Source organism: Shinella sp. GW835-FHT14H05, assembly GCF_058793575.1.
In genome coordinates this window covers 1-14784 of sequence record NZ_JBXAFY010000014.1, presented here as the reverse complement: position 1 = coordinate 14784, position 14784 = coordinate 1, and the positions used below count along the sequence as shown (strand labels likewise).

Genomic DNA, 14784 nt, shown 5'->3' with positions numbered 1-14784 from the left:
GGGCTCCAGGTCAGGTGTTGAAGGAAAGCACGAGAGGCGTGCTGAAAAGAGCCGCCCAAGCCGCGGCGCTGGCGCGCTGAATCCCGACGATGGAACTGCCCTCGGTCCACCAGCCGTTGCCGACGGCGACGACGACGTCGGGCGCGTGGGCCATAGACTGCAGGATCGGCCAGATGATGAGCTGCTCGTAGCAGATGAGCGGCGCAACCCTCGTCGAGCCGATCTCGACGACGGGATTGGCGAAGAAGTTGGCACGCGCGCCGCCACTCATGCCGAGCCAGGGCCGCCATGGCTGCCACATCGAACCGGGGACAGGCATACGCTCGCGATAGAGGACACGGCCGCCGTCGCCATCGATCGCTACGAGAACATTGTCGTAGCCTCCAGCATCGACCACGGCCGCGCCGGCGACGATCGTGGCGTCTCCGGCCCTCAAGGCGCGTTCCCATATCCGGGCGACCGTCGGCGTCCAGAAACCGAGCGCGCTCTCCGGCAGCACGATGATCCGCGCACCGGCCTTGGCCGCGGCCTGCGTCGTGGCAATCAGGTCACGCTGACGGGAAAGTCCGGTGTCCCGCCCCAATGATGCGCCCATGGCGAGATCGACGCCGCGCCACGATTCAGGTACTTTCGGATCCGTCCAGAAAACGGCGGACCAAAGCCAGAAGGCTGACAAGACGATAGCGAACGCCGGCCCCCTTCGGGAAACGAGGCCCAGGAGGCCGGCTGAAGCTGCGACGAGCCCAAGCCATCGCCATCCCGGAAAGAGGACACCCGCGGCGGTGATCGGGTGCGCCCAGCCGATGATGCCGAAAGGCGGGATCGCCATCAGGATTGCAGCGAGGCCATAGCGGACCGGGCGCCAGGTTACGGACCGCGACCATAGCGCGGCATGGACGACCACGAAGCCGGCCGCCGCAACGAACCAGAGCGCGACACCCGGCCAGATATCCGACGCATAGAATGTGGCGACCCCCAACGGCAGACCTCTCGAGGCCGCCAGGAAATATCCCAGAGAGACCAGCACCGCCGTCGTGCGGTTTGGCGCCACCGACCAGAGCATTGGAAAGGCAAGCGCCACCGGCAACAGGAGCACATGCCCGCTCCATGCGATCCAGCCGGCGGCCACCGCAGCGAGAATGAGGATCCCGGCGCGAACAGCATCAGGGCGCATAGGTCACCACCTCCTCGGCGAGGCCGAGAATGCCGGAGGCCGGGATCGAACCGAAGTAGCGGGAATCCCATGACGCCACGAACGGGGAATAGAGAAACACCCGGCCCGCCGGGACGATTCCTCCGGCATCGCCATGGAGCGGACGCCCCTTGCCGTCCGCCGGCACGATGGTCGTTTGCGGAATGCGCAACCGTCGATCCGAACATCGGCTCCGATCTCGATCCGCTGTCCTTCGATGGCGATGACCATCTTGATCAGCGGCGCATCACCCGTCGGGCAGACGCCGCTGCGCAGATAGCCGCGCACCCGCGCCTCGGAAAACGCCTCGGTCTCCGGCGGGCAGATGAAGACAAGATCGCCGACCGCTGGCGGGCGCTTGAGCGGACGAATGCGCCAGATCCCAAGCGGCTCGCTCGCCGTCATGTTGAGCCGATAGCCGGCCGCCGCACCGGCGACGAGCACGGTAATGGCAACGACGAGGCCGGTGGCGATGACGACCACCACCATCCATTGCTGGCGCGCTCGGGACGCGGTGCGAGATCGGGCATCGGTCATTTGAGCGACAGGCCCTTCGCCTGGGTCTGGCGCAACGCCTCTGCCTGCTTGATGCCGACGACCGCGCGTTCATGCGCCGCGAGCTGTTGTACCGCCCGCATGGAATTCCACGCCGTTTGCACCTCCGCCTTCTGCGGATCGGTCATGCCGCGCGTGACCGATTTGAACGCCTCGCCGCCTGCATCCTTCGCCGACACGCCAAGGAAGGTCCGCTCGCCGAACCGCTCTGTCACCGCCCTGGCGAACCCTTCCAGTTCTGCCTTCACCATCTTGTCGGCAAGCGCATATTCGAGGCCGGCCGGAAGATCGTTCCGGTCAATGGCGTCGCGTATCCGCTCAAGCGTCTGCTTCGCATTCGCTGACAGCGCCGGAATATCGACCGAGACCTTGATGCGGGCAGCGCGCTCCTCGGTCTCATGCTTGCGCTCGGCCTGGGCCCGACTGCGCAAATAGCGTTCCAGATTGCGGGCGAGCGCAGGCGCGTTGACGAGGGCGGTGTCGCGCTCCTGCCTATCGGCGCGGCTGGCAAATATGCCCGTTTTGCCCTTGAGCGTGCCGAAGGTCTCCGGCTCGGCCGAGACTTTCGCTATCGTCGTGGTGGCGCGCGCCTGATCCCTCATCATCGCGTCAACGTTGACCGCCGCGAATGCCGCCTCCGGCTGGGCATAGACCATCTGGAAGCGCGTAGAGACATCTTTCCATTGCTGCTTCAGCGCCGGATCGTTGGAGAGTTTATCCTCGACGCTCTGCTCGAGCGATTTGGCGAATGTGGTAACGCCGGCAACCATGGGTCTTGCCTCCTTGACGGTGGTCGGTACGGATTGTTTGTCGCTGCCGCGGGCAAGGCCGAGTGCCGCGCCGACGGCTCTCAGCCTTGCGGCGAGATCGGCCAGCTTCTGCTTCTGCCGGACGGTCCATGCGAGCCGGTCGCGGGAAATCGTCCGAGCGACGTTCATGAGGTGCATGCCCCGCGCTTCGGCGAAGCGGAGTGCGGCGCGATAGGAGGATGCACCCTCATAGTCGAGCGTCGTTTCCTTGGATGCGTCGCGGGAAAGGCGTTCCTTCAGCCGGTCCATCGCCAGTTCCTTGACCGGCACGATCTTCCACGTATTGCGCTTGGCCATCGTGCCGTCGGGCAACCTGACTTGCTCGGAACCCTGGTGCTTAAGACCGATCCGATCGCCGACATGCACATCCGCTTCGTCAATCGCGCGGGCAAGATCGACGCCCCAGATCGTGCGTTCCTGCCCGTCGCCATAGGCGAGGGTGACGAAGTAGCTTTCGCGGTTTCCGGGCTTGTGTTCGTAAGGCGCTTCACCATGGTCGACGAGGACGCCACCGCGGCGGTTGGTGAACTCTTCCATGCCGACGTAGAGCTCGGCCGCCTCGCGATGGCGTGTCATCGCGACGTAGGTCAAATGCCGATCGAGCGTGTTGGAGGCGAGAACCTTGACGCGATCGACAGTGGCGCCCTGGGACTTGTGGATCGTGGTCGCATAGCCATGATCGACATTGCCGTAGAAGCGCTGTTCGACCGTGACCTGCCTGCGGCTGTCTCCCTCGCCGATCTCTGCGATAAAGCGGCCCGGCGCGGCTTCAACGACCTTGGCCAGCATCCCGTTCTTGACGCCAAGGCTGCCCTCGTTCTTCAGGAAAACGATCTGGTCGCCGGCGGCGAAACGACGAGCGCCGTCCTCGGTCCGGAACACAGAGCCCTCGCCGACGATCCCGCGCTCGACGAGCTTGGCGCGGGCCAGCTCGTTCAATTCGCGGACATCGCGCCGGCGGTGGGCGAGGATGAGCGTCGTCTTCGTCGGATCGAAATCGTAGTTCCAGTTGTCGATCAGTCCCTCGATCGCGTCCTGCCGCGTCCAGCCGGTTTGCACCAGGTCGGCCGCGTCATAGGCGCTCAACGCGGCCGCGACGTTGCCCCGCGCGAGATCCAGCGACGCATCGCGCATCCATTGCTCACGCTGGCGATAGATGGTCTCCAGTTCGGCGTATCCGATGCGATCGGCAATGGCACGAAACGCGGCACCCGCCTCGATCGGCTGGAGCTGGTCGGGATCGCCGACCAGCACGAGTTTCGCGCCCGCCTTCGTGACTGCCTCGACGAAGAGAGCAAGCTGGCGAGAGGACACCATGCCTGCCTCGTCCAAGACGAAGACGGTCTTGTCGTCGAGCTGGCTCCGCCCGTCGTTCCAGCGAAGCTCCCACGACGAAAGCGTGCGCGAGACGATCCCGGCTTCGGAATCCAAGCCCTCGGCCGCCTTGCCCGCCAGGGCACCGCCGACGACACGATAGCCGGCCGCCTCCCACGCTTCGCGCGCCGCCTTCATCATCGTGGTCTTGCCGGCGCCGGCGCGACCAACGACCGCGGCGATCCGCTGGCCGCCGGCGACGTGCGCGATCGCCGTCTTCTGCTCGTCCGACAACCGGGAGTGACGCGCGAACGTCTCCTGCAGGATTGCTTTTCCGACGCGATGCGAGGAACGGCCGGCGAGGAAGACAGCCCTGCTGGCCATGTCCGCCTCGATGCGGATCAGGTCGCGGGTGGTCAGTTTCGCCGGCACCCGCGCGCCACTGACGAAGTCCACATGCTCACGCTCCAGTCGAACGACGTCAGGACTTTGCAGGACACGCGCCATCAACGACTGGAAGACGCCGGCATCATCGACATAGCGATGCAGGATCTTCGCCACGTCGCGCTCGTCGAAGACGCTCTTCTCCCGCGCGATCATGTCGATGACGATGGCGGGGCGGTCCTCGATGCGGCGCGCGTTCTCGGCGCGCCGTTCCTCCTGAAGCTCGATGCGCTCCAGCGTGATGGGCTCCAGCGCCTCGGCCGACTTCTGCTTGATGGCATTGGCGCCGACGCCGAGATGGATGGTCGGCTCAAGGGCGATGCCCTGCTTTTCGAAGGAGCGGCCATCGACGCGGATGTCGAGACCGGCGAGCGCCAGCTGCCGGTTCTGACAGACGAACCAGCCGTCGCGGAAGGCGTTGAAATCCTCTACGCCTCCCGCCCAAAGCTCATAGACGATCTTGCCGGAGTCGTTTCGCAGCGGCTTGCCGTCCGCTCCGAGCACCGCGACCTTCTTCGCGCCGAAACCGTCGTCGGTCAGCGGCCGCAAGGTGGTCATGAGATGCACATGCGGATTGCCCGGTGCGTCGTGATAGACCCAGTCGGCGACCATGCCCTTGGCGGTGATATGGCTCGCCACGAACTCGCGAACCAGGGCGATGTTCTGATCCGCCGACAGCTCGATCGGCAGGGCCATGGTGACATCCTTGGCGAGCTGCGCATCCGAGCGTTTCTCGAAGCCCTCGACCGCGTTCCAGAAAGCCTCCGACGCGGCCGCGACCGAGCGATCGGCGATCATCGCCCGCAGCCAGTCCGGCGCGTCCTCCGGAATGACGAACTCCTCATGCAGGAGGCCCTGCTTGCGGGTGTAGTCGATCGTCCGGGCCTCGCGCTCGAACTCCATTTTGGCGCAGTGCCGGTAGGCCGCCGACAGCACGGCGCTGCGGCCGGAGCCGCGGGCGACGACGCTGACGGAGAAATGAGGGACGGCCACGGCGGAATGCTCTCCCGATTGCAAAAGAAATCAACAGATTCGTCGGGAGCGGCAGGCCCGCCAGGGCAGAAAAGCAAGGCGTCGCGTCAGCGACGTATAATTGCGCCCTTGGAAGCCGCTCCTTCGGAACGGCCGGGATCATGCTCAAAGGCGTTGGCTGCGCCAACTCGCATTTCTGCGAGTAGATCGGCACGCCGATCTCGGAAATGGTCATGCCGTTCAAGACCTGAAACGGCATGGAAGGAATCAATCCCGTGAAGAAACCAGCCTCAAAAATCCGCGAAGACATCGCACGCATGCAGGAAATGCTCCGGCAGGCGGAAAAGAGAGATGCCGAACGCATCGGCCGCATCGCGCTCAAGGCGGGCCTGGCGGAAATCGAGGTGGACGAAGCCGACCTTCAGGCAGCGTTCGAGGGACTGGCGAAGCGATTTCGCGGAGGGAAGGGGGCTGCAAGCGGAGGGAAAAAGGGCGAAGGCGGCGATGCTCCGGGAACGACCGCGCCGGACACACCTGGCGCGGCTACGGGCGGCGCTGGCGAGGCTTGAGCGGATGAACCGGACGACGACATCCGACGCACGCAAGAAGGATACGCGCGAGAAGATCGAGCTGGGCGGCCTGATCGTCAAGGCCGGCTTGCGGTATGAGAAGCGGGCGCTGCTGCTCGGCGCACTCATCGAGCTGCGCCAGCGGCTCGAGCGTGACGCCGGCGAGCGGCCGCGGCTCACAGCACTTGGCGCGGAGGGCTTCGGCAATGAAGGCGAATAGGGTGGCGCTCGTCGTCGCGCCGATCGCGCTGATGATCCTCGTCACCATCTCCATGGTTGGCATCGAGCATTGGTTGTCCGCCTTCGGGAAAACTGAGGCCGCGCGCCTCACGCTGGGGCGCGCCGGCATCACCTTCCCCTACGTCGCGGCTGCGGCCATAGGCATCCTCTTTCTGTTTGCAGCCGCAGGATCGGCCGACATCAAGTTTGCCGGTGGCGGCGTCGTCGCCGGAAACGTTATGACGATCATGATCGCGTTTGTACGCGAGGCGATACGCCTTGCGGCGATCTCCGCCGACGTGACGCAAGGCAAATCGGTGCTTTCCTATCTCGATCCCGCCACCATGCTCGGCGCGGGTGCGGCGACGATCGCGGCGGGGTTCGGATTGCGCGTCATGCTGAAGGGCAATGCCGCATTTGCCCGCGCCATCCCGCGCCGCATTCGCGGGAAACGCGCCCTTCATGGCGAAGCCGAATGGATGAAGATGCCGGACGCGCAGAAGCTCTTTCCCGATGCCGGCGGCATCGTCATCGGCGAACGCTATCGCGTCGATACGGACACCGTCGCCGCGCAGGCGTTCCGCGCGGACCGGCAGGAGACCTGGGGCTCGGGCGGCAAGTCGCCACTGCTCTGCTTCGACGGTTCTTTCGGTTCCAGCCACGGCATCGTCTTCGCCGGTTCCGGCGGCTACAAGACGACGTCCATCACGATCCCGACCGCGCTCAAATGGGGGAGCACGCTCGTCGTGCTCGACCCATCGAATGAGGTCGCGCCGATGGTCCTAGACCATCGATCCAGCTCCGGGCGCGATATCCACATTCTCGATCCGAAACGCCCGGAGATCGGCGTCAATGTCCTCGACTGGATCGGCCGGCACGGCGGGACGAAGGAGGAGGACATAGCCTCTGTCGCGTCATGGATCATGAGCGATAGTGGGCGGGCAAGCGGCGTGCGCGACGACTTCTTCCGGGCGTCGGGCCTGCAACTGCTGACCGCGCTGATCGCCGACGTCTGCCTGTCCGGTCATACGGAAGAAAAGGACCAGACCTTGCGCCAGGTTCGCAAGAACCTCGCCGAGCCGGAGCCGCGGCTTCGCGAACGCCTCCAGACGATCCACGAAAACTCGAAATCCGACTTCGTGAAGGAGAACGTCGCCGCCTTCGTCAACATGACGCCGGAGACCTTTTCGGGCGTCTATGCGAATGCGGTGAAGGAAACGCACTGGCTTTCCTATCCGAACTATGCGGCCTTAGTGTCCGGCTCCAGCTTCACGACGGACGATCTGGCCGCCGATACGGTCGACGTCTTCATCAACATCGACCTGAAGACGCTGGAGACGCATTCCGGTCTGGCAAGGGTGATTATCGGCTCTTTCCTCAACGCGATCTACAATCGCGATGGGAATGTCGGCGGGAGGGCGCTGTTCCTTCTCGATGAGGTCGCGCGTCTCGGCTACATGCGGATCCTCGAAACGGCGCGGGACGCAGGTCGCAAGTATGGCGTCACGCTCACGATGATCTACCAGTCGATCGGCCAGATGCGCGAGACCTATGGCGGCCGTGACGCGGCGAGCAAATGGTTCGAAAGCGCGAGCTGGATTTCCTTCGCGGCGATCAATGACCCCGAGACGGCCGACTACATCTCGAAGCGATGCGGTACGACGACGGTGGAGATCGACCAGATCAGCCGCAGCTCGGCGGCGAAGGGAACGTCGCGCACGCGCTCGAAGCAGCTGGCCGCCCGCGCTTTGATCCAGCCGCATGAAGTGCTGCGGATGCGCGGCGACGAGCAGATCGTGTTCACCGCCGGCAACCCGCCGCTTCGATGTGGCAGGGCGATCTGGTTTCGACGCGCCGACATGAAGACCTGCGTCGGCCAGAACCGATTCAATGGAGCTGCGAAACCATGAAAATCGTTGGAACGCCGCTTGCAGTCGCCGCCGCGGTCGCCGCGGGCGTCGGCTGGGTGATGACCGGCGAAGGGCTCGGTCGATCGCATCGTCCGGCGTCGTCCGTCCAGTCGTTTTCCATCCTCGCCAGCGAACAGGATGGCCTTTATGCGCAGTTCACGCTCTGCGAACATTCCGCCCGCGTGAACTGCGTGGTGGACGGCGATACGTTCTGGTTCCGCGGCGAGAAGATCCGTGTTGCCGATATCGATGCGCCAGAAATTTCCGAACCGCTTTGCAACGCCGAGCGACAGGTCGGCGAAGTTGCGCGTGATCGACTGCTCGACATACTCAATGACGGTGCATTCTCATTGTCCACGATCGGCCGTGACAAAGATCGGTACGGTCGCAAGCTGCGAACCGTGTGGCGATCGGACCTCTCCCTTGGCGAGCAACTCGTCGTGGAAGGACTTGCCGCGCGTTGGGACGCGCCGCGGCGCAATTGGTGCGCGCGCGATTGATCGCGCGGAGGCGTCGCCAACGCGAGGACGAGCAGCTCGGCGGTCCCGAGCTACTCGTCTTGGTCGATCGGCTCAGTGTGCCGAGAGCCGATCATGGGGATTATACTCGTGGATGATATCGAGATCGTCACCATCGTCGATCTCGTCGCTTGGAACGACACCGTACTCGCCGCCGGCGCGGAAGAGGGTGACGGGAACCATCAGGGTGCGGGAGAGGTCGAAGGCGTGGTTCTGGGCGAGGGAGAGATCGTGCGACATTTTTGAGGCTCCATCCGGAGCGGGCCAATTCCCGCTGATGGCTCCACGAAGGTCCGACCACGGTCGCGATCACCGTGAAGGCTTGCCGGAGCGGCCGCACGCTGGCGTAGCGGACCCTTTATGGGTTGATCGTGGAAGATCCGGGGATGGATCAGGACGCCATCACCAGAAAGCGGGATTGGGTCGCCTCTGGATCGAGCACGGTTTCGCGCGACTATTCTTCCTCCTGGACCAACCCGAGCCCTGGCTCGCCGCCTCCACAGGTCCAAACCGGGACCAGTTCGGAGTGGTATCGCGTGCGTCGAACCGGGTGGCTCGATGCTGACCTGCCGACAGACATCGACGTCCTTCGCCCCGAACAAACTCGGCCCGATGCGACGACGACAATTGGCACGACAGTCGCTTCGGTCACCGCACCTGAACGCAGCGCTCGACGCGCACGGGAGAGGGATAGGGGTTTGGGGAAAGGGAGGAGGGAACCGTCCCCTTTCCCCATGGGTGGGAGTTTGAGGGAGGGGCTTGCCCTTCCCTCATGGGGTGAGCGTTGAGAGGGGGGCGCGCCCCTCTTTCATCAGCCATGCCGGCCGGTCGAGCCGGCCGGCATGGCTCATCCTACAACGCAGGAGGAGAGGCGGCCGCGGCCGCCTCTCCTCCGGCAATCAATCGGTGTCAGGCCCCCACAGGGGGTTCCGCGCAGGATCTTCGACAAGCACGTCGGGCATCAGCGCATCGCTGACCGCGCCGATCTCGTAACCGCCGATATGCGTGCGGCGCTGCGCGACAAGGATGCTTACGGCAGTATCATCCGCCGCGATGTCCCGGATCGATTGCTCCATGCGGTCGAATGGAGCCAGGTTCTCGACGGGTTCGTAATCACCGTAGTCTTCGTCCCAGGCCCCGGCAATGTAGAGCGGCGCGGATGCCAGGTGTTCCGCTGCCCGTTCCGCCTCGCGGATCAGATGAAATCCGTGCGTGCGCTGCCGCCAATATTCCGCGCTGCCGCCATCGATGGTGATGATTTTCCGGTTTTTCATTGAAGTCTCCTTTCGTGTTAACGAAGGAGGGTCACGCTGTTGACCAGAGGGGTCAGGGACCGCGGAACGCGGCCGCGCAGCGGCAAGCGGAGGAACCGATTTTCTGGGCTGGCCCCGGAGGGGACTGCGCCGAAAATTGGAGGGGCCGCGCTGTCCTTGACGCCGGATGGGCTGGCGTAAACTCACTCGCTAACGAGAGAGGAGTAGTCACGGCGCCGCCAGGCGTCGTGTCCGCATCTGACCGGCAGGTCAGATTGTGCGGCAAGCGGGACCGTCGAAACAATCCCGCGGCCGCGAAGGGACGGCTTCCCTAGAAGGGAAGCTTGTCCCACTCGGGGTCCGCCCGCCATTCGGCGAGCATCGCGTCGCGCTCGGCGACAAGTTTGGCGAGGGCGGTCTCGGTCCAGCGGCGCTCATCGGGATAAACAGCGTTGCGCAGCTCCGCGCGCAATTCCTCGATGTCCCGATCAATGTCTATGTGATTGTGAGTGCGCATGTTTTTGCTCCTTCGTTTCAATGACGAAGCAGGCTCATCGTTTGCCGACGAGCGGGTCAGGGACCGCGCAGCGGCCGCCAGCGGCGGGGAGCGGGGGAGCCGAATTTCTGACGACGCCCCCTTCGGGCGGCGTCGGAAAATTGGGGGGACCGCTCATCCTTGACGCCCGAGGAGCTACGATAGGCTGGACAGTCATTGAGAGAGAGAACCACGGGCCCTCAGGGCTCGTGTCCGTATCCGGCGACGAGCCGGCGGGGAGGGTGAGGGGAGGCCCCTCGCAATGGAGGCGGCCGGTCGAGCCGGCCGGCTTCATTCCGCGAGATGTGGGCGTCACCCGCATGGGCGGAGACCGCTTGCGGGCTCCGGGAGCGCAGCGACTAGCACACGGTCGCCGAAGGCGGCTCGCCCTTGTCAATCCTCGGCGTCAGGCGATTTCGATGTCAGTCCTAGAGAAGTCGTCGCCCTTGAACAGCAGGGGCAGGCGGTATTCCTTGGCGCAAGCATAGACGAAGCAGTCGCCCATGTTCAAACGCGCCGGATGGGCAACGAACTTGCCGTAGGTGCGCGCCGCTTCCACGGCCTTGCGATGGGTCGTTCCGCTGATGGTGAGTTCGCGGACCCGCAGCGCCTCCAGCAAGGCATCGACATGGCGCTGCGCCTCGTCGATCACGGCGGGCGGTATGGGTGCCTGGTTGCCGTGCTGCTCGTTGGCGATCCGTCGCGCGAGGCTTATGACCGCCTCGAACACCGTCATCGAGGAGCAATAGATCGGCTTGGTCGCGCGTTCGAGCTTGGCGACAAGATAGCCAGCGTCGTCTTCCTTGGTGAGGATCGAGATGGTTGCCGAGGCGTCGAGATACATCAGGCGTCCCACATGTCGTCGCTGAAGGCCTTTATATCGAAGGGCTTCGGACTGGGCCCGAGCTGCACTGCGACCTCGTCCTGAATCTTGCGAATGCGCTCTACCAGGGGTATGGTTTCCTTCGCGCGCGCCAGCTCGTTTTCGAGGGCGCGGCGGACGGCCTCGGTCTTGTTCGGCGCATTGGTCAGCTTCTGGACCTTCTTCGCCAGCTCGTCGACATCGCTGTCTCGGATATAAAGGGAAGACATCGGGACTTTCCTTCTTCGTATATTCCACTGTGAATATACGAATATTCTATATGGAATATACGGTCACTTCAAGCTGCGAGATGTGGGCGTCACCCACATGGGCGGAGACCGTTTCCGAGGTCCGGGAGCAGAGCGACGAGCACGCGGTCGCCGAAGGCGGCTCGCTCGGATCATCCCATAGCCATCCATCAAAGGAATGAATCATAGGAGACCGACCGATTCAGAACTGTCGTTGGACACCGATACCGTGATCGGCGACGATTCCGCCATGATTACCCAGCCCTACCAGCTTTATGTCGAGCGCACCGAGCCATCGAAGAACATGGCGCGATATTACTCCATGACCATCGAGCCGACGCTGTTCGGAACGGCCTGCCTGACACGGCGATGGGGACGTATCGGCAAAATGGGCCAGGAAAAGGTGCATCATTTCCAGCGGGAAGAAGATGCCGTCCATCTATTCCTCGACGTCCTGCGCCAGAAGCGGGCACGTGGCTATCGACCGGCGGGGACAAACCGAGTGATCCGCACTGCATGAAGACGGCAAAGAGGCCCACGCAGGCGGGCCTCGCCGGACGCCTCATCGGCGTCGGTTCCAGTCGGTCTCGAAGGCGACTTCGATCTCGACGAAGAACGGGATCTTGATCGCGATCTTCAGGCCGAGCTTTCCCTTGCGGAAGAATTGGGCGGCGACCTTTGCGAGGGTGCGGAGGCGTCGGCCGGTGGCGGTGAGGAATTTGGCGAGTTGGCGCATGATCTCTACTCCTTTCGATAAGCTGTCATTGCGGGGATAGGCGGCAGCCCGGAGAGGCGCGCTGCACCGGGACGGCCGCAGCGGATGCGGAGGACCCGGCGGCGCCTGAATTTTGTCGCGCGAGGAGCCGCAGGCGGGGAAAATTCTGGCGGCGGCGGGTTGCGGCGTGCCGGGAGGGCTGCAACATCCCCGATGCCGATGACAGGGCATCGAAAGGAAGGAGCGGCAACCAGCTTTCCCTCCCCCGACCGCTTCCCTCCCGCCTGGAAAGGCGAAGCAGAGCTTCGCGCCGGTTGCGCCGGTCGATCCGGCGCGTCGACACGGCAGAAACCGCCCCTAGAAGGGCGGCTCGGCGCTGATGCGGCCGTCCTGTTCGGCCAGGATCGTTTCGCGCTCGGCCCGCGCCAAGCCGAGTTCGGCCTCGATCTGGCGGCGCTCGGCCGGATCGGCGTAGCGGGCTTCGGCTTCGAGTTCTAGGATCGTGCGGTCGAGGTCGTAGGTCATCGTCGTCTCCTTGACGTTTTGTGAAAGACGACGCGCGCGGTCATGGTGGCAGGCAGGGGTCAAGGATCGCGGAACGCGACCGGCGGAGCCGGCGAATGGGGGAGCCGGATTTCTGGCGCGGCCCGCAAGGGCCGAGACTGAAATTTGGGGGAACCGCTCGTCCTTGGCGCCTGTCTGGCGCCATGGCACCCTCGGACGGACTGAGCAGACTGTTCCTCTCCGTATGGCACCCGGAAAGCGGGATGCGGGCTCGATGCCCGTTTCCCGCTTCATCTATGGGGGAGCGCCCCGCCTTGGCAGGCGGGGCTTCCGGGATTAGGCGTCGCGCTTCGGGCGGTTCCAGACCAGGTCGTAGTCGCCGTCGGTCTGGCTCGGCCACAAGGCCGCGTTGATCGGGAAGGCGAAGCTCGGATCGTCGAGCTTGACCGAGATGTAGGGTTCGCCGTCGGTGGAGGTCGCGTTCCAGCCTGCGCCGACCTCGGCCATGCCCGCCATGACGCGGAAGTCGGGAGCGTCGCGGGAGGTGCGCTCGATCGGAACCAGGCGGGCCTTCATCGAGACCGTCAGGGTGCGGACCGCGCCGCTGATGAGGTTGCCGTTGGTGGAGAAGTTGCCGATGATAGCCATTTTCGAGATCCTTTCGGGTTGCTCGGGTCGCGTCCATCGCGACCTCGATGGCTGTCCAAAGGATCGGGGACGATCGGACCGCACCCTTTGGGCCGGAACGAAGTGGAGGGCGGCCGGAGGCGGCTTTCTTGTCCCGCGAGGAATGACGGCGGCCCGGGGTCCCCATTCGACCTGTCGAATGGGGTGGGTTCCGGCAGGGGAAGAAAGTTGAAGACGGCCGTTGCGGGAGGACGATCGAGGCGCAGCCGGTCTCCGATCAGACATGCCCCATCGAGGACGAGTTGGCCGCGCCAGGGTTGACCAAACCGGAAGGCTCTCGAAAATGGCGGGCCGTCGTCGGCAGCACTTCTTCGCCGCCGGCGGCAACTACGTCGGCTCCAACGGGCTGCAGCTGTGTATTCGGTGTGCCCGCCGTCACCGATCGATCCCGCTACCTTCGATATCGCTCCTCCGCGTTGGCTTTCGGTGGGCTGTCCTCGCGTGCCCGCTGGAGGACACCGCCCTCCACGACACGGAATCCTCTTCTTCCGCAGGCATAGGGGCACCGGCTCAATGCACTCCGCATATCTACTGCCGTGGCAGCGCCCTGCCGCCGAGTCCACCTGGGCTGGAGCCGTCGAACAGATGACTGGTGCCCAGCCCGCCTGCCAAGGCGGGGCGCTCCCGGTCTTCCGGGTGCCCCGCCAAGCACCATGAGCAAGCGCAATCATTCGCACCCATCTGGAGAAGATAGCTCGGCCGGGGCAACACTAGAGGCGGCGAAGCGCCGACCCGGACAAGTCGATCGTCACCGGCATCGGCGGAGACGGCCGACGGCTGGCTGCGTGCCGGAGGCATAGAGCGCGGTCGCCGCAGGCGATGGCCAGAACCAAGATGCGGCAAGAGCCTGCCGGTCCCGACGATTCGCGTGGCTCCGTTGAACGTCCTACGGCGCGACCTTTGCCTTCGCGCCATACAGGATGAGCTGCCTGATGTGCGCGCGGACCTCGCGTTCGGTTCCGTAAAATCGGTCCTGCCCTTCGGGATAGGCGATCATCCAGGGTTCATCGGCTCCCATCATGGTCGCTTCGAAGATGTCGCCATTTCCCGCTGTCACCGATATCGCCCGGATTGGCCCTGCCGAAGGTTGATCCCGCGTCAGCGAAAATGACACCAACCAGCTCGGGCCATGGGAATTTCGCAGCGCCTGCATGACGCCTGTTGTGCGCGCATTCATCCAGTCCTCGCGCAGACTGGCTTTCCAGTACCGCCCATGCTCCATGGCATAGGCTCTGATGGCATTGTGCTCGGCTCGGGTGAGCGGGCGCAGCGTAGTCATCGAGTTTCCTTTCAGGGGAAGGACGAGGTGTGTGGGTCCGGCGCGGCCGGGCCTCGATCGCGCCGCAGAGCCGCGAAGCGGGCAAGGCGGGATCTGAAGAGATGAAGAGCATCGGAGAAATGAGCATAGATGGGGTAATCGGCTTCGTGCCCCATCTTCGCGATCGGAGGAAGGTGCTGCACTCCGAGCTGATGATAAA

Annotated in this window: 16 protein-coding genes and 1 pseudogene; 5 read left to right on the top strand and 12 right to left on the bottom strand. The window is 64.4% G+C overall.

What is annotated here, in order from left to right:
- Positions 1 to 10 precede the first annotated feature (10 nt).
- The 3 genes and pseudogenes from AC1Q6Z_RS28190 to traA form a co-directional block, all read right to left on the bottom strand.
- Positions 11 to 1174 carry a conjugal transfer protein TraB gene (locus tag AC1Q6Z_RS28190; RefSeq protein ID WP_306041412.1) on the bottom strand — a complete coding sequence of 388 codons (1164 nt, stop codon included), beginning with the start codon at positions 1172 to 1174 and terminating at the stop codon, positions 11 to 13.
- Positions 1164 to 1729, bottom strand: a pseudogene (gene traF, locus AC1Q6Z_RS28185) (conjugative transfer signal peptidase TraF). The gene AC1Q6Z_RS28190 and the pseudogene traF overlap by 11 nt, the downstream one beginning before the upstream one ends.
- The gene (traA, locus tag AC1Q6Z_RS28180; RefSeq protein WP_306041416.1) at positions 1726 to 5307 is read right to left on the bottom strand and encodes a Ti-type conjugative transfer relaxase TraA; all 3582 of its coding nucleotides are present in this window, start codon (positions 5305 to 5307) and stop codon (positions 1726 to 1728) included. Before traA ends, traF begins: the two are co-directional and overlap by 4 nt.
- 254 nt (positions 5308 to 5561) lie before the next feature.
- Here traA and traC point away from each other — a divergent pair, with 254 nt between their 5' ends.
- From traC to AC1Q6Z_RS28160, 4 genes are read left to right on the top strand one after another with little or no spacing between them, the layout of a single operon-like run.
- The gene (gene traC / locus AC1Q6Z_RS28175; protein WP_306041573.1) at positions 5562 to 5855 is read left to right on the top strand and encodes a conjugal transfer protein TraC; all 294 of its coding nucleotides are present in this window, start codon (positions 5562 to 5564) and stop codon (positions 5853 to 5855) included.
- A 4-nt stretch (positions 5856 to 5859) separates the two neighbouring features.
- Positions 5860 to 6075: a type IV conjugative transfer system coupling protein TraD gene (gene traD, locus AC1Q6Z_RS28170; RefSeq protein ID WP_064334766.1), complete on the top strand. Its 216-nt coding sequence runs from the start codon at positions 5860 to 5862 to the stop codon at positions 6073 to 6075.
- Entirely contained in the window at positions 6062 to 7984 is a 1923-nt protein-coding gene (gene traG / locus AC1Q6Z_RS28165; protein ID WP_306041419.1) for a Ti-type conjugative transfer system protein TraG, read from the top strand. The genes traD and traG overlap by 14 nt, the downstream gene beginning before the upstream one ends.
- On the top strand, positions 7981 to 8484 hold the full coding sequence (locus AC1Q6Z_RS28160; protein WP_306041421.1) for a thermonuclease family protein: 504 nt from the start codon (positions 7981 to 7983) through the stop codon (positions 8482 to 8484). Before traG ends, AC1Q6Z_RS28160 begins: the two co-directional genes overlap by 4 nt.
- A gap of 72 nt (positions 8485 to 8556) precedes the next feature.
- Here AC1Q6Z_RS28160 and AC1Q6Z_RS28155 read toward each other — a convergent pair whose 3' ends face one another.
- From AC1Q6Z_RS28155 to AC1Q6Z_RS28135, 5 genes are all read right to left on the bottom strand, one after another.
- Positions 8557 to 8742: a hypothetical protein gene (locus AC1Q6Z_RS28155; RefSeq protein WP_306041423.1), complete on the bottom strand. Its 186-nt coding sequence runs from the start codon at positions 8740 to 8742 to the stop codon at positions 8557 to 8559.
- A 659-nt stretch (positions 8743 to 9401) separates the two neighbouring features.
- Positions 9402 to 9776: a hypothetical protein gene (locus tag AC1Q6Z_RS28150; RefSeq protein WP_306041424.1), complete on the bottom strand. Its 375-nt coding sequence runs from the start codon at positions 9774 to 9776 to the stop codon at positions 9402 to 9404.
- Between the two features lie 310 nt (positions 9777 to 10086).
- On the bottom strand, positions 10087 to 10272 hold the full coding sequence (locus tag AC1Q6Z_RS28145; protein ID WP_306041426.1) for a hypothetical protein: 186 nt from the start codon (positions 10270 to 10272) through the stop codon (positions 10087 to 10089).
- A 424-nt stretch (positions 10273 to 10696) separates the two neighbouring features.
- Positions 10697 to 11134 (bottom strand): type II toxin-antitoxin system VapC family toxin, encoded by a 438-nt coding sequence (locus AC1Q6Z_RS28140; protein ID WP_306041428.1) that lies wholly within the window; start codon positions 11132 to 11134, stop codon positions 10697 to 10699.
- On the bottom strand, positions 11134 to 11382 hold the full coding sequence (locus AC1Q6Z_RS28135; protein WP_306041430.1) for a type II toxin-antitoxin system VapB family antitoxin: 249 nt from the start codon (positions 11380 to 11382) through the stop codon (positions 11134 to 11136). Before AC1Q6Z_RS28135 ends, AC1Q6Z_RS28140 begins: the two co-directional genes overlap by 1 nt.
- A 196-nt stretch (positions 11383 to 11578) precedes the next feature.
- On the opposite strand from AC1Q6Z_RS28135, the gene AC1Q6Z_RS28130 reads away from it, so the two are divergent.
- Positions 11579 to 11920 carry a WGR domain-containing protein gene (locus AC1Q6Z_RS28130; protein WP_370360485.1) on the top strand — a complete coding sequence of 114 codons (342 nt, stop codon included), beginning with the start codon at positions 11579 to 11581 and terminating at the stop codon, positions 11918 to 11920.
- Positions 11921 to 11962: 42 nt separating this feature from the next.
- Here the strand turns inward: AC1Q6Z_RS28130 and AC1Q6Z_RS28125 are convergent, their stop codons facing one another.
- The 4 genes from AC1Q6Z_RS28125 to AC1Q6Z_RS28110 all read right to left on the bottom strand — a co-directional run bounded on the left by AC1Q6Z_RS28125 (position 11963) and on the right by AC1Q6Z_RS28110 (position 14585).
- Entirely contained in the window at positions 11963 to 12136 is a 174-nt protein-coding gene (locus tag AC1Q6Z_RS28125; RefSeq protein ID WP_306041432.1) for a hypothetical protein, read from the bottom strand.
- A 336-nt stretch (positions 12137 to 12472) separates the two neighbouring features.
- The gene (locus tag AC1Q6Z_RS28120) at positions 12473 to 12640 is read right to left on the bottom strand and encodes a hypothetical protein (protein ID WP_306041434.1); all 168 of its coding nucleotides are present in this window, start codon (positions 12638 to 12640) and stop codon (positions 12473 to 12475) included.
- A 315-nt stretch (positions 12641 to 12955) separates the two neighbouring features.
- Positions 12956 to 13267, bottom strand: coding sequence for a DUF736 domain-containing protein (locus AC1Q6Z_RS28115; protein ID WP_306041436.1), 312 nt, complete (start codon positions 13265 to 13267; stop codon positions 12956 to 12958).
- Between the two features lie 925 nt (positions 13268 to 14192).
- On the bottom strand, positions 14193 to 14585 hold the full coding sequence (locus AC1Q6Z_RS28110; RefSeq protein WP_306041438.1) for a hypothetical protein: 393 nt from the start codon (positions 14583 to 14585) through the stop codon (positions 14193 to 14195).
- Positions 14586 to 14784 lie beyond the last annotated feature (199 nt).